The sequence below is a fragment of the Paenibacillus sp. J22P169 genome (assembly GCF_059691995.1).
In genome coordinates, this window is record NZ_JCAUAO010000005.1 from 348,027 (window position 1) to 360,890 (window position 12,864).

The 12,864-nt window shown below is 41.8% G+C and carries 13 protein-coding genes; 9 read left to right on the forward strand and 4 right to left on the reverse strand.

All coding sequences use genetic code 11. The features are described 5' to 3' along the window. Positions 1 to 14: 14 nt before the first annotated feature. The 3 genes from AC58QG_RS24035 to AC58QG_RS24045 all read right to left on the reverse strand — a co-directional run bounded on the left by AC58QG_RS24035 (position 15) and on the right by AC58QG_RS24045 (position 2,706). Positions 15 to 503, reverse strand: a complete 489-nt coding sequence (locus AC58QG_RS24035; RefSeq protein WP_497364634.1) for a hypothetical protein — start codon at positions 501 to 503, stop codon at positions 15 to 17. 39 nt (positions 504 to 542) lie between these two features. Beyond that, entirely contained in the window at positions 543 to 1,637 is a 1,095-nt protein-coding gene (locus tag AC58QG_RS24040) for a hypothetical protein (RefSeq protein ID WP_497364635.1), read from the reverse strand. 100 nt (positions 1,638 to 1,737) lie between these two features. Beyond that, complete coding sequence (locus AC58QG_RS24045; protein WP_497364636.1) at positions 1,738 to 2,706, reverse strand: hypothetical protein; 969 nt, start codon at positions 2,704 to 2,706, stop codon at positions 1,738 to 1,740. Between the two features lie 90 nt (positions 2,707 to 2,796). On the opposite strand from AC58QG_RS24045, the gene AC58QG_RS24050 reads away from it, so the two are divergent. Beyond that, the gene (locus AC58QG_RS24050; protein ID WP_497364637.1) at positions 2,797 to 3,927 is read left to right on the forward strand and encodes a class I SAM-dependent methyltransferase; all 1,131 of its coding nucleotides are present in this window, start codon (positions 2,797 to 2,799) and stop codon (positions 3,925 to 3,927) included. Positions 3,928 to 3,959: 32 nt separating this feature from the next. Here AC58QG_RS24050 and AC58QG_RS24055 read toward each other — a convergent pair whose 3' ends face one another. Then, positions 3,960 to 4,190, reverse strand: a complete 231-nt coding sequence (locus tag AC58QG_RS24055; protein WP_028558057.1) for a DUF2626 domain-containing protein — start codon at positions 4,188 to 4,190, stop codon at positions 3,960 to 3,962. 388 nt (positions 4,191 to 4,578) lie between these two features. Between AC58QG_RS24055 and AC58QG_RS24060 the strand changes: the two genes are divergently transcribed. From AC58QG_RS24060 to AC58QG_RS24095, 8 genes are all read left to right on the forward strand, one after another. Beyond that, complete coding sequence (locus tag AC58QG_RS24060) at positions 4,579 to 5,232, forward strand: RsfA family transcriptional regulator (RefSeq protein ID WP_310226983.1); 654 nt, start codon at positions 4,579 to 4,581, stop codon at positions 5,230 to 5,232. A 109-nt stretch (positions 5,233 to 5,341) separates the two neighbouring features. Beyond that, complete coding sequence (locus AC58QG_RS24065; RefSeq protein ID WP_497364638.1) at positions 5,342 to 6,295, forward strand: ketopantoate reductase family protein; 954 nt, start codon at positions 5,342 to 5,344, stop codon at positions 6,293 to 6,295. Between the two features lie 13 nt (positions 6,296 to 6,308). Then, positions 6,309 to 6,710, forward strand: coding sequence for a DUF3397 domain-containing protein (locus tag AC58QG_RS24070; RefSeq protein WP_497364639.1), 402 nt, complete (start codon positions 6,309 to 6,311; stop codon positions 6,708 to 6,710). Positions 6,711 to 7,099: 389 nt separating this feature from the next. Then, entirely contained in the window at positions 7,100 to 8,785 is a 1,686-nt protein-coding gene (locus AC58QG_RS24075; RefSeq protein WP_497364640.1) for a peptide ABC transporter substrate-binding protein, read from the forward strand. A 96-nt stretch (positions 8,786 to 8,881) separates the two neighbouring features. Beyond that, entirely contained in the window at positions 8,882 to 9,814 is a 933-nt protein-coding gene (locus tag AC58QG_RS24080; protein ID WP_497364641.1) for an ABC transporter permease, read from the forward strand. Positions 9,815 to 9,817: 3 nt separating this feature from the next. Next, positions 9,818 to 10,750 (forward strand): ABC transporter permease, encoded by a 933-nt coding sequence (locus tag AC58QG_RS24085; RefSeq protein WP_497364642.1) that lies wholly within the window; start codon positions 9,818 to 9,820, stop codon positions 10,748 to 10,750. Between the two features lie 13 nt (positions 10,751 to 10,763). Continuing rightward, on the forward strand, positions 10,764 to 11,801 hold the full coding sequence (locus AC58QG_RS24090; protein ID WP_497364643.1) for an ABC transporter ATP-binding protein: 1,038 nt from the start codon (positions 10,764 to 10,766) through the stop codon (positions 11,799 to 11,801). Further along, a complete protein-coding gene (locus AC58QG_RS24095) occupies positions 11,794 to 12,768 on the forward strand; it encodes an ABC transporter ATP-binding protein (protein WP_497364644.1) in 975 nt (324 codons plus the stop codon). The genes AC58QG_RS24090 and AC58QG_RS24095 overlap by 8 nt, the downstream gene beginning before the upstream one ends. The last annotated feature ends 96 nt before the right edge of the window (positions 12,769 to 12,864 follow it).

Sequence of the window (12,864 nt, forward strand, 5' to 3'; positions counted from 1 at the left end):
GGCTTTTTGCTGCATTAGCGCAATATTTCAATGCTGCAGCGATAGGCTTTGGCAATACCGTGCATGAGCTCTTCGAGCTGTCGATCAACCACATATACATCGTGATCTCCGTCCTTATATTGTGCGATGAGATGCTCTTCAACTTGAAGTGCAGCTTGATCGACCTCGACAGCTGGACTAGTGGCTGTGAAACGGAAAGGGATCACGATTTTATCATACAGATAGTTATGTTCAGCGCGGCTAGTAAAGCCGTAATCAGTGAACAAGTCTGTCAATTCTGCTTCCTCATTGAGCAGGCGAAGGTCCATCAACGTTGTTTCAATATTAAAATGCGCCATCACTTCAAGAGCGGCACGTTGCTGCTCTTCGTTACTGACAATCAGCATTTCTTTATCGCGATCGAATAACTCGACTTTACCGGCAAGTGCTTTAACGATTTGGGCATAGAAGCCAGGTATTTTTCCGTCCGGTAGATCCATCATTAGACCTATTTTGAATTCCATGGTTGTTATCCTCACTTTACATTCATTATCCCTACTAGTTTACAGAGATAATTTGAGTTTCACAACTGCCACGCCTTTTTTGGTCTCGACACTAAGCACATCGAGGTAACTTGCCACTTTTTTCGGGATAAAGCCTAGCTGGAATTCCTTCGTAAAGTCTTCGATGGTGGTATCCGGCAGCTTAAATTCATTAAATTCTAAATTATCAACGACGAATCGGACTTCATTCATTCCGTCAGTTGTTAATAGGTTGAAGTTTCCAGTGATCGTAATCTGCAAACCATCTTTTTTGCCTGTTGCCACCATAGATCCATCATTGAACACAAAATTCAACGTTTGTAGCAGCTCGCTTTTCGAATGCAGATAAGCATTAAAATCTACGTCCGTAAGGCTAATGACGGGTGTTTTGGAAGTGAAGTTAATATACTTGCTGTCTTTCATCAGGAATTGTGGCAGATCACGGAATGCCATGGATAAATCGTCCAAATAATTCCTCGCCAAAGGTAAACCTTCTTGTTTCCATTGATCATTTAAGCTTTTGATTTGGGATGCAATAACTTGTGCTTGGGCACTGACAGCCAATTGTTTGTCCAACTCTTCTTGGAGCTTAACGAGTCTCTCGCGCTGCTGTAGAAATTTATCTTTGGTCACTTGCAGCTCAGTTCGAGAATTTGCTAGTTCCGTTTGTAACTTTGTGAGCTTCTGAAAGGAATCCGTGAACAATGCTAGTGAGCGATGGTCATTCGTGATGATCATCTGTAAGTATTCGAACATGCGCAGGACATCGGTGAAGGAGTTGGCTGCAAAGAGAAGCATCCAGATCGAGTCACGATCTCCGGTGTAGTAAGCTCTTAATACTTTACCTGCATGTTTGCGAGTCGCGTCAACGTTACCGCTTTGCTTCACGATATCTTTTTCATTCTGTTTAATTTGGTCGCCAATTTTGGCATCCTGCTCATTGAGACGAGCGACTTCTTTATCGATTTCGAAAATAGTAAGCCCTTTTTGGAGCAGCTCTTTGGCTTCGTCTTGAGTTGATTGGGTTCCTTCGGCCAAAGCGCCTCCGTAAGGCAATGTGAGTTGCGCGAGCAAAACAATGGACAACAGCCAAGCTGCGAGTTTATTAGCATTCATTGATGGTATTCTCCCCCTATGAATAGATTATCATATTTCTATTAAATGAAGCACAAAAAAATACTTACCTTTGGGGAAAGGTAAGTATTAGACCTTGTTCCTATTTTTTGGCTGAAGGTGTTAACAGCTTGAGAATGTCATCAAAACTCTTCACCTTTGAAGGAATTTCCTTGGTCAGAGGTGCACTTTGATTAATAGCATCAAAGGTTTGATGGAGTTCAATATGATTGTCGAGAGCTTTACCATCCATCGTCACCGTGAACGTGATATCCAAAGTTTGATCGCGAATAAAGCCTTGATCATCAATGGCAATCTTCATGCTGCTTGGTGTTTTAAGTGCAACAGTAGAAGCACCATTTTTCTTAAGTGCATCTGCTTTGTCAGCTGTTAATAGGCCATTTGTTTGCAAGGTTCCAATGAACTCTGGTAATTTGGCTTGGAGTTGTGTGTTGATATCTTTTAAATTCTTCGTTGTCACATCGACTTGAATTGATTTCGCTGAAGAGCCGTCAGCTAGTTTGATCGGGTCTTTGGCTTGTTTGAACCATTTGGCATCGATGCCTTCAAAGATCAACTTCGTAAGTGCAGTCGAAACTTGAGGTGTATTCTTCAACGTGTCAGCCGTAAGTGGACTGGCCGTGGTGCCTTTCATTTTTTGTAAATCAATCGCGTAAAACTCATCAGCTGTCTTATTTAAGGCTGGCATATTAAAATACAATTTGCTATCTTTAATGAGAATTGGAATATCGATGGGGGATGTTGATCCCTTAGGCGTTATGCGTAAGTCTGTTTGATATTGGAGGGGATCTAGATGGCTAATACCCTTCCACGTAATCGTACTCTCTCTAATCAAAGATAACAAACCGTTGGTAAGAGGGTTCGCTGATTTCATTAATCCATCATGAATTGCGAGAGTCGTGCTTCCATCAAACGTATACGACTTCATGTCTGATTGTTTGTTTACGGATTGTTGAAATGCTTCTTTAACTTGCGTGTTGTCTGTACAGGCTGTCAACGAGACTAGGCCAATTGCCGTTATCGCTGTTAGGGTAATCCACTTCTTAGTCATGCTGGGCTGTCTCTCCTTCCATAATCCTTTATCATTATAAGGGTTTCATATTCATTTGTCTGTAAGTAAAGAACTGGGGGTTTTGCGATCGTGAATCAACTAGGGCACACAGGCGTTCTAGGTGCATTGAAAGAACGTATTAGTACCGCGGACAATCAAAGGATTTCCTTTCGAGATTATATGGAGATTTGCCTATACCAAGATCCAGGTGGCTATTACCGCAAGGATCAAATAAAGATTGGGAAGCAAGGGGATTTCTATACGAGCTCTTCCATAGGAACCGTAATGGGGGAAATGGTAGCCTCCTTCATTCACAAACGACTTCAATCTGAATTCAGTCTGCCAGCTTCCATTGAAGTAGTTGAATGGGGGGGAGGGAACGGGCGCATGGCGCTCCATCTGCTGGATGAATTGAGACGGGCTGCCCACGATGTCTATGAACGAGTAAGGTATACACTAATTGAATCGAGCGCCTACCATCGCCAACTGCAAAAAGAGATACTCGTTGAACATGTTGAGCGAATTCGCTTCATGGATGAAACGGCTTGGTTAAGTGAGCCACCTGAAGAATCTGTCTATGTCTTGGCCAATGAACTGCTGGATGCCTTTCCGATTCATCGTATTCGATATAAGGATCGAACATTTCAAGAATCGTATGTCATTTGGAAGGAAGAAGAACCTCATCTCCAAGAAATCTGGCTGTCTCTTCAACCAGGACGCATATTAGACTATCTAAACGCGTTAGAAGTTCAATGGCAAGAGGGACAGATAAGTGAAGTGAATCTAGAAGCAGTAGATTGGTATGTCCGACTCTCGGAGCGGATCCATAACGGGTGCGTTATTGCAATCGATTATGGAGATGTAGAAGAGGAGTTGTACGCTTCTCATCGGCATCGGGGGACATTAATGTGCTACCGTAAGCACGAAGCGCATGATAACCCCTTTATCGACCCAGGTGAACAGGACATAACCGCTCATGTTAATTTTAGTCTGTGTCAAGCCGCCGCGGTTTCCAGTGGGTTTGAGCCTTATCTGCTGCAGACACAGCGTCAGTTCTTAGTGGAGCAGGGCATCTTAGATAAGCTGCAAAGTCATTTCGATCCGAATCCATTTAGCGAAGTTTCCAAAAGGAATCGTTCAATTCGACAATTGCTGTTAAGTGACGGTATGAGCGAATTGTTTAAAGTATTTATTGCAATTAAAAAAGGTGAATCGGCATAAATGCCGATTCACCTTTTTGTTCGTCGTCTGTCTTAGATGGACATTTTGAAAAATGACCAATACGTAAATCCGCTGAAGGAGATAATCATATATCCCCAGAACAACAATATGTAAGTACGTTCTGACAAGCGCATATAGCCTAGAATGACGAATACGGCAGTTTGAAAAAAGAAAATCAGAGACATAGGTATCATATCGCCAGCTAAGCTCATTAGTGCGATAACAAGTGTCCAAAAACCTAGAACCCGAAACATGCGATCCATTCTCGTTACATCCCCCTCTCGTACCACGTTGCACTTTAACTACAACACATTATACCGTTTGATCCAAGTGGTGTAAACCGTCAAACGGTGACGAAATTGAAAACATTTCATCATATAGACGTAGTATGTCTTTTTATACGAATCCCATGTATGAGTGTCAAAAAATTTGGCAATACCATTTAGTATCAAATAGATTCTATGAACTCTAGTACGGGCATAGAAATAGTAATAATGGCAACGAATCAATTGATACCTGTCTGACTAATTGATTCTTTTTTATGATGCATCCGCAATAGGAGAGAATTTGATCAGGAATCGAAGCTCCCCAAAAGGAGAGACTTTGCTCTCCGACCAAAGATCCCTATAATTTGTTAGGAGGTTTGGCCTTATGTCGGCAATTAGACAAGATGCTTGGAGCGATGAAGACGACTTAATTTTAGCGGAGTTGACATTGCGTCATATCCGAGAAGGAAGTACACAATTATCTGCGTTTGAAGAAGTTGGCGAGCGCATTGGACGAACAGCGGCCGCATGCGGGTTTCGTTGGAACAGCTTTGTTAGGAAAAAATATGAAGCGGCGATCCAAATCGCCAAAGCACAGCGTCAGAAGCGAACACAGATGAAAAAGCACGCACCTGTTTCGATTTCAGGCTCTTCTTCGATTGGTTTACTTGATAGTCCAGAAGTATCGACGGGTAAGAATGAAGTATTTACAGAAGAAACTCTCTCTATAGATGCAGTCATTCGTTTCTTACGGCAATGGCGCAGTACCTATCAGGATATGAATCGTCATATTAAAACGTTGGAAAAAGAGCTGCAGGACAAAGAGGACGAACTCGATAGACTTGGCAGAGAAAATAATAAGTTGAATAAGCAAGTAAATGAAGTTGAGACAGATTACCGTGTTGTGAATGATGATTATAAAGCGCTTATTCAAATTATGGATCGTGCTAGGAAAATGGCATTTCTGGTTGAAGAAGAGGAAGAAGAGAAGCCGCGCTTCAAAATGGATGCTAATGGTAATTTGGAAAGAGTAGAGTAATCGTAATCAGGTTGCATTGCAAAGCCACAGATCAAGGAGAGCCTTGGTCTGTGGCTTTTTTGCTGTATAATAGTGGATAGTGGATAAACAGATCAAAGGTGGTTATTACATGCATATCATGGTCGTAGGTGCCGGCTCTCTTGGGCTTCTTTTTGCCGCTAAGCTTGCACCGTTTTGTACGCAGTTAACAGTGGTAACTAGGGCGGAAGGACAAGCTAGTGAATTGGCTGAGCACGGGATTCAGTTAGATGGGATATCGGTTCAAGCGACGGAGTTTGCGAAACCAATCGCATTCAGCAGTTATTCCGAGGAAACGAGAGAAGAAGTAGATCGGCAAGCGCGGCAAGTCGATTATATCTTCCTTATGGTGAAACAAACCGCTATCACTGCAGCGCTTATCAACTATATTAGAGGTCAAATGACGAATCATACTTACCTCGTTTGCTTTCAAAATGGGGTTGGTCATGAATTGAAATTAAGCCAAGCCATCGGACAGGATAAGCTATTATTTGCCGTTACAACAGAAGGGGCTAAGCGAATTGGTCCTACGTCAGTCAGTCATACAGGGCACGGAATCACCTATTTTGGGGATTTGGAATCAAATAAGCAGCTTACTCCAAATAACCAACATATTTTTTTCGTGCAGATGTTGAAGTTAGCAGGATTTCGTGCGGAATTGTCGAACAACATGGAAGTCAGAATCTGGAGCAAGTTAGTCATCAATGTCGTTATCAACCCGCTCACTGCGATTCTACGTGTACCCAATGGCGAACTGCTTCGTTCGACATGGAGTCGATCACTAATGCAGGATTTATACGAGGAAGTTCTTAGCTTTGCGAAGGTCAAGAGGATTGCGCTCCCAGATGACCTGTGGGACACGATTCTAATGGTATGTGAAGCAACAAAAACGAATCATTCGTCCATGCTGCAGGACATTGAGGCTGCGCGTCAAACGGAAATTGATTATTTAAATGGTAGTTTAGTAAAGATGGCCGAAGAGATGGGTCACAAGCTCCCCACGCATGACATGGTGTATAGAATGGTTAAAGCGATAGAAAATTAAGAGGTGACTCTTCTTGCTGAATGGATTCGTTAGTCTATTATCTACCTTATATGCAATGCTGGCTGTAGCGCCATTTCTAACGTTTGCTTTGTTCTGGTTTATCATCTTTCTAATTCTAAAGGATAAGAAAATGACCACGAGGTTTACTATGGATATTACAACCTTGTTTCTACTAGGATCTGTGTCCTTAATGTGGAACAAGCTTTTTCATACGCATTTTGGTTTCTGGTTAATTGTTCTCATCTTGTTAATTGCCTTTGGGATTATTGGAGGTTATCAAAATCATTTGAAAGGGGAGACTAATTTAATCAAAGTAGGCAGGCTAGTATGGCGCCTTAGCTTTGTAGGATTATCGGCCCTTTACATCTTGTTGTTTTTCGTGCATATCGGCAAAAACTACCTTTTTTCGACATAGAATGGAATTGGTTTTACCTATTATTGGGTGTTTTGGGCAATAAATTAATGTTTCTTTGTAATATTTCTTTGAGATTTGTAGAAAATAACAAACAAAATCGTCTAGATTTTATTGACCGTTGGTTGTATAATTAAAAACCGTGAGAGTAAATTTTTTTACTAGTTATTTAGTCGCAGGTAAATTAATTGTGGACAAACTCATTGTATATGTTATAATTCCTTGCGTAGACTCTAGTAATTTTTTTTACCAGAGATCTAAGTAATGTAACATGACATTAAAGAAGCGGTTTCATTGATCTCCGGGTTAAGGGTGTAAGGTTTATGTAAATAAAGCTGACAAAACACCTAGCCATAGATGTCTAGACATACATATTTTAAAGGAGGAGTTTTATGAAAACGACAAAATGGGTTTCTACAGCAGTAGCACTAACGCTCATGGGTAGCGTAGCAGTTGGTTGTGGTAAAAACGAGGAAACAACACCAACAACATCTCCAACTGGTGGAGCAACAGGAACAACAGCTCCTGCTTCCAACAAGCCGCAAGAAATTAAAATCAATTTCTCAGCAGAGCCACCTGTTATGGATAGCTCCAAAGCAACAGCAAATGCTGCTTTTACTTTCATTAGCGCATTTAACGAAGGTCTATATCGTACAGATAAAGATGGCAAAGCAACTCCTGGTCTTGCAAAAGATTTCCCTAAAATTTCCACAGATGGTCTTACGTACACAATCGACATTCGTGATAACGCGAATTGGTCAGATGGTACGCCTGTAAAAGCTCAAGACTTTGCTTATTCCTTCAAACGTACATTGGATCCAGCAACAAAAGGGCAATATAGCTTTGTAGTAGCTTGGATTAAAGGTGGAGAAGCTGTAACTAAAGCTAAAACTCCTGAAGATGTGAAAAAAGCACAAGACGCTCTAGGCGTTAAAGTTCTTAGCGACAAGCAACTTCAAATTACACTTGAAAAACCGATCGCATTCTTTACACAAATGCTTGCATTCGGAACTTTCTTGCCACAACGTGAAGATTTCGTAACAAAAGCTGGCGACAAATACGGCGCAGAAGCTGACAAAGTTATCGGTGCAGGTCCATTCATCTTGAGCAAATGGGATCATGGCCAAACACTTGAACTTGTTAAAAACGAAAAATATTGGGATGCTGCTAATGTGAAATTAACAAAAGCAACTGTCAATATCGTTAAAGATACAAATACAGGCCTTAACCTATATGAAACAGAAGCGGCTGATTTGACTGAAATCAACCGTGACCAATTGACTTTGTACAAAGGTAAACCAGACAACCTTCCTAAACCAGAGTTGACGAACTCCTACCTTATGTATCAAGTGAAAAAACAACCAGCTCTTGCAAACAAAAAAATCCGTCAAGCGCTTGGTATGGCAATCGATCGTCAAGCTTATGTAGATACAGTTCTTGCTAACGGTTCCGTAGCTTCCACTGGTTTAGTACCAGGTGGTACTTCTGACGGTGCTGGCGGCGAATTCCGTAAAACAGCTGGCGAAACACAACCGAAGTTCGATGCTGCTAAAGCAAAAACTTTGCTTGCTGAAGGTTTGAAAGAGCTTGGTCTAACTGCTCTTCCAAAAATGAAAGTGAACGCGGATGATACTGAAACTGCGAAAAAATCACTTGAGTTTATCCTTGCACAATGGAAACAAAATCTTGGTTACGTAGCTGAAGCGAACCCAGTTCCTCACGCATTGCGTATCGAGCTTTCCTCCAAAAAAGATTTCGACATCGTTCTTTCCCTATGGGGCGCAGATTACAACGATCCAATGACGTTCTTGGATATGTGGGTAACTGGCGGCGAGTTTGATGAAGGTGATTACAGCAACCCTGAGTACGATAAGCTTGTAAAATCCGCTCAAACAGAAACAGACGTTACAAAACGTGCTAAATCATTGGTTGAAGCTGAGAAAATCCTTATGGACGATCAAGGTGTAGCGCCATTGTACTTCCGTACTCGTGCTTACTTGAAAAAGCCATCAGTTAACGGTTTGATTCTTCCTTCATTCGGTCAAGAGTGGGAATTGAAATGGACCACAATTAAGTAATTCTAAAGCAGTTGTTAGCAGAAGGGGCCGTTCGCACCTCGTGGGAGCGGCCTCTTCTAACTTTCTTGTTTTATATTTTAATAAAGGAGGAGCAATATGATTAAGTTCATTCTTCGCCGTTTCCTATATGCGCTTATTACGTTATGGCTAATTGCAACATTTACTTTCGTCTTGATGAAAAATTTGCCAGGTAATCCACTAGGAGAAGGCGCTGAGAAGATTCCGAAAGCTACGAGAGATATGTTGATGAAGCAATACGGTCTAGATAAGCCATTGTGGCAACAGTATTTGACATTCATGAACAATATCATCCATGGCGATCTAGGAGCTTCCTTTCAATTCCCTGCTCACAAAGTAACTGATATTATCAAACAAGCTTTCCCTTCGTCCTTAGAACTTGGATTAATTTCAATTGTTATCGCAATTGTTGTTGGTTTGACTTTAGGGATTATTGCAGCCTTGAAACATAATAAAGTTGGCGATTACACAGCTATGTTCATTGCGATACTAGGTGTATCCATCCCATCCTTTGTGCTTGGGCCAATGCTTTCTTATTATGTTGGTGTAAAGTGGGGCATTCTTCCTGCTGGTCTATGGAAAGGTCCAGAATACAAGGTATTGCCAGCAATTGCTTTGTCCTTTGGTACGATTGCGATTTTGGCGCGTTTAATGCGTACGTCCATGTTAGATGTATTGAATCAAGATTATATTAAAACAGCGAAATCAAAAGGTTTGTCAACTATGACTGTTGTAGTTAAGCATACAATTCGTAATGCGATATTGCCGGTTATTACGATTATCGGCCCAATATTTGTAAACGTCATCACAGGTACGTTAGTTGTTGAACAAATTTTTAGTGTACCAGGTTTGGGTAAACATTTTGTATCATCCGTGTATTCTAATGACTATACAATGATATCGGGATTAACTATTTTTTACTCAAGTATATTGATCGTCGTTATCTTTATTACAGACGTTGTGTATGGCTTAGTAGACCCTAGAATTCGTCTTGGGAAAGGCGGGAAATAATTCATGCAAACTCCAAATGAATCAACAGAGACTAACTACAAGTTTGCTCCCGTTTCAAATAAATCTCTAACTGGTGAAGTTATTGTAAGACCTTCACTTAATTATTGGCAGGACGCATGGAGACGACTTAAGAAAAATAGACTGGCTATGGCTGGCTTAATTATATTGGTAACTTTAATCGTACTTTCGATTATCGTTCCATTTGTTTCAAGCTACGATTATCAGACGCAAAACTTAAAGCTTAAAAATGCGGTACCAAGCGGTTCGCACTTCTTTGGAACAGATGACTTCGGTCGTGATGTTTGGACGCGTGTATGGTGGGGTACTCGAATCTCCCTATTTATTGGTATTACAGCTGCTTTAATTGACTTAGTTGTTGGTGTTATTTACGGCGGTATTTCTGCTTATTACGGCGGAAAAGTCGACGAAGTTATGCAACGCTCCATTGAGATTGTCTATGCGATCCCTTTCTTGTTGATTGCCATTCTATTGATCATGGTTATCGGTTCGGGGGTATCGTCCATTATTATCGCCTACAGTATTACAGGGTGGGTGCCGATGGCGCGGCTTGTTCGCGGACAAATGCTGACACTCAAAGAGCAAGAATTCGTTCTAGCTTCGCGTACATTGGGAGCTTCTCCCATGAGAATAATTATGCGTAGCTTGATCCCTAATGCACTTGGTATAATTATCGTACAGATCACATTCGTTGTGCCATCTGCGATCTTTACTGAAGCATTCTTAAGTTTCATTGGTCTAGGTGTAAAGCCGCCACTGGCATCGCTAGGTAACTTGCTGTCAGATGGTGCTAACTATATTCGGTTATATCCGCATCGCCTTATTTTCCCGACGATTATTTTCAGCTTGATCTTATTGAGCTTCAATCTTCTCGGCGATGGGCTTCGTGATGCGCTAGATCCAAAAATGCGCAAGTAAGAAGGGGTGAATAATGATGAGCACCAAAGACAATTTACTAGAAGTTAAAGATTTGAGAGTTTCATTCCAGACTTATGCGGGTGAAGTTCAAGCTGTGCGCGGCGTATCTTTTTCTTTGAAAAAAGGTGAAGTGTTGGCGATTGTAGGTGAATCCGGCTGCGGTAAATCCGTAACGGCACAAACGCTCATGCGTTTAATTCCTACTCCGCCTAGTTATATAAAAAGCGGTTCTATCATGTTTGACGGAAAAGTGGACATTACCAAACTTTCCAATAGACAGATGGAGAAAATTCGTGGCTCAGAAATGGGTATGATTTTCCAGGATCCAATGACTTCATTGAATCCAACGATGAAAATCGGTGATCAAATCACGGAAGGTTTGATCAAACACGAAGGTTTGAGTAAGAGCGCAGCAAGAGAAAGAGCTATTGAAATTCTCAAGCTCGTTGGTATCAACTCGCCTGAAGGGCGTATTCATCAATATCCACATGAACTATCCGGTGGTATGCGTCAACGTGTTATGATCGCTATCGCGTTAGCTTGTTCGCCTAAGCTTCTTATTGCTGATGAGCCTACAACGGCGCTAGATGTTACGATCCAAGCACAAATTATTGATTTAATGAAGACGATTTCGGTGAAAACGGACTCTTCCATTATCTTAATTACGCATGATCTAGGTGTTGTAGCTGATATGGCACAACGTGTTGTGGTTATGTATGCAGGAAAAATTATTGAACAAGGCACCGTAGATGAAATATTCTATGAGCCACAGCATCCATATACATGGGGATTACTTCGTTCAGTGCCGCGGTTGGATACGAAAACGAATGAAGAGCTTGTACCGATCCCGGGTACGCCGCCAGATTTGTTCGCTCCGCCGAAAGGGTGTGCCTTCGCAGCTAGATGTCCGTATGCGATGAATCACTGTCTGGAAGAAGATCCAGCTCATTCTGTGCTGTCTGAAACGCATTCAGCAGCTTGCTGGCTGCTTCATCCAGATGCACCGAAGGTTGAACGTCCTGTAGGAGTGGGAGGTAAACAACATGTCTAAGTCTTTGGCTAAGTCTGATCAACCGATTTTGCAAATTCGCAACATGAAGAAGCATTTCAATCTTGGAAACGGCAAGATTTTGAAGGCCGTTGACAATTTCTCTATAGAAATTAAACGTGGTGAAACGTTTGGTCTAGTAGGCGAGTCCGGTTGTGGGAAATCCACAGCGGGAAGAACTATTATTAAGCTTTATGATGCAACAGAAGGCGAAGTCATTTTCGATGGTGAAGATGTTCATAAGATGACTGGGAAAAAGCTGAAGGATTTTAACCGGAATATGCAAATGGTATTCCAAGATCCTTACGCATCCCTGAATCCGCGTATGACTGTAGGGAATATCATTGCAGAAGGTATTGATATTCACGGGTTATATAAAGGTGCGAAACGTAAAGAACGCGTTATGGAACTGCTTCGTGCTGTAGGCTTGAACGATGAGCATGCTAGCCGTTTCCCACATGAGTTCTCCGGTGGTCAACGTCAACGTATTGGGATTGCCCGTGCGCTTGCGATTGAACCGAAATTCATTATCGCCGATGAGCCAATCTCCGCATTGGACGTTTCCGTACAAGCACAAGTCGTTAACCTTTTCAAAAGATTACAAAAGGAAATGGGCTTAACTTACTTGTTTATCGCACATGATTTGGCGATGGTTAAGCACATATCTGACCGTATTGGGGTAATGTACCTAGGAAGCCTCGTTGAGGTAACTACGTCCGACGCGCTTTACGCAAAGCCGTTACATCCGTATACACAATCTTTGCTTTCTGCGATTCCGATTCCGGATCCGGAAATTGAACGTACACGCGAGCGTATCATTCTTCAAGGTGATGTGCCTAGTCCGCTCAACCCGCCTAGTGGTTGTCCGTTCCGTACGCGTTGTCCGCAAGCAATGGCGAAGTGTGCAGATTCGATGCCGCCTAGCAAAGAAGTGGAACCCAATCACTTTGTTGCTTGTCATTTATATTAATTCGCTTAGCCGTCCCGATTGGGGCGGCTTTTCGCCATTTCACTGATTCGCTACATAATTGTAATTATATAAAATACAGTTTTGACGATTTCAGGG

Bases quoted from the DNA above. Each gene is read 5' to 3' on its own strand.
- AC58QG_RS24080 (WP_497364641.1), top strand. From the start codon at position 8,882: ATGATTAAGTTCATTCTTCGCCGTTTCCTATATGCGCTTATTACGTTA.
- AC58QG_RS24090 (WP_497364643.1), top strand. From the start codon at position 10,764: ATGATGAGCACCAAAGACAATTTACTAGAAGTTAAAGATTTGAGAGTT.
- AC58QG_RS24060 (WP_310226983.1), top strand. From the start codon at position 4,579: ATGTCGGCAATTAGACAAGATGCTTGGAGCGATGAAGACGACTTAATT.
- AC58QG_RS24045 (WP_497364636.1), bottom strand. From the start codon at position 2,706: ATGACTAAGAAGTGGATTACCCTAACAGCGATAACGGCAATTGGCCTA.
- AC58QG_RS24040 (WP_497364635.1), bottom strand. From the start codon at position 1,637: ATGAATGCTAATAAACTCGCAGCTTGGCTGTTGTCCATTGTTTTGCTC.
- AC58QG_RS24055 (WP_028558057.1), bottom strand. From the start codon at position 4,190: ATGGATCGCATGTTTCGGGTTCTAGGTTTTTGGACACTTGTTATCGCA.
- AC58QG_RS24075 (WP_497364640.1), top strand. From the start codon at position 7,100: ATGAAAACGACAAAATGGGTTTCTACAGCAGTAGCACTAACGCTCATG.
- AC58QG_RS24085 (WP_497364642.1), top strand. From the start codon at position 9,818: ATGCAAACTCCAAATGAATCAACAGAGACTAACTACAAGTTTGCTCCC.
- AC58QG_RS24035 (WP_497364634.1), bottom strand. From the start codon at position 503: ATGGAATTCAAAATAGGTCTAATGATGGATCTACCGGACGGAAAAATA.
- AC58QG_RS24095 (WP_497364644.1), top strand. From the start codon at position 11,794: ATGTCTAAGTCTTTGGCTAAGTCTGATCAACCGATTTTGCAAATTCGC.
- AC58QG_RS24065 (WP_497364638.1), top strand. From the start codon at position 5,342: ATGCATATCATGGTCGTAGGTGCCGGCTCTCTTGGGCTTCTTTTTGCC.